This window comes from Peterkaempfera griseoplana (assembly GCF_001418575.1).
Taxonomy (GTDB): domain Bacteria; phylum Actinomycetota; class Actinomycetes; order Streptomycetales; family Streptomycetaceae; genus Peterkaempfera; species Peterkaempfera griseoplana.
Map to the genome: position 1 here is coordinate 1 of NZ_LIQR01000085.1, position 681 is coordinate 681.

Genomic DNA, 681 nt, shown 5'->3' on the forward strand with positions numbered 1-681 from the left:
GCCCCGCGCCACTCCCGGCGCGCCGGCGTCTTTCCGGGCGGTCCCACCGGCGCCGGGGCACTGACGCGCGGGCCCAACTCCCCACGGCGGCAGGCGAGAGCGCCCCTCCGCCCGCCCCGCCATCACCGTCGGCCACCCGCTCGCGGCGGCCATGGGTTAGCACTCTGGTTGACTGAGTGCTAGTCGCGCCCTAAGGTCGTCCTTGGCACTCTCCCCGGGAGGGTGCTAACGCGACTGGGCTGGTCCGGCACCCGCGACGACGGGCCCGCCAGGTCGCCACCTACCTTTAGACAACCCCGGATCTCCGAAGGGGGAGGTCGGACGTGACGACCGCCAGCACCAAGGTTGCCATCAAGCCGCTCGAGGACCGCATTGTGGTCCAGCCGCTCGACGCCGAGACCACCACGGCCTCCGGCCTGGTCATCCCGGACACCGCGAAGGAGAAGCCCCAGGAGGGCGTCGTCCTCGCGGTGGGCCCGGGTCGCTTCGAGGACGGCCAGCGTCTCCCGCTGGACGTCGCCGTGGGCGATGTCGTGCTGTACAGCAAGTACGGCGGCACCGAGGTCAAGTACAACGGCGAGGAGTACCTCGTCCTCTCGGCTCGCGACGTCCTCGCGATCATCGAGAAGTAATCCGACGCTGACCGCAGAGTCGTGACCCGCCCCGGGATCCGTGTCCTTA

General features: G+C 70.5%; 1 protein-coding gene. It reads left to right on the forward strand.

The annotated features are described in order from the left end of the window. The first annotated feature begins 323 nt into the window (after positions 1–323). A complete protein-coding gene (gene groES / locus AOK09_RS06740) occupies positions 324–632 on the forward strand; it encodes a co-chaperone GroES (protein ID WP_055586200.1) in 309 nt (102 codons plus the stop codon). Positions 633–681 lie beyond the last annotated feature (49 nt).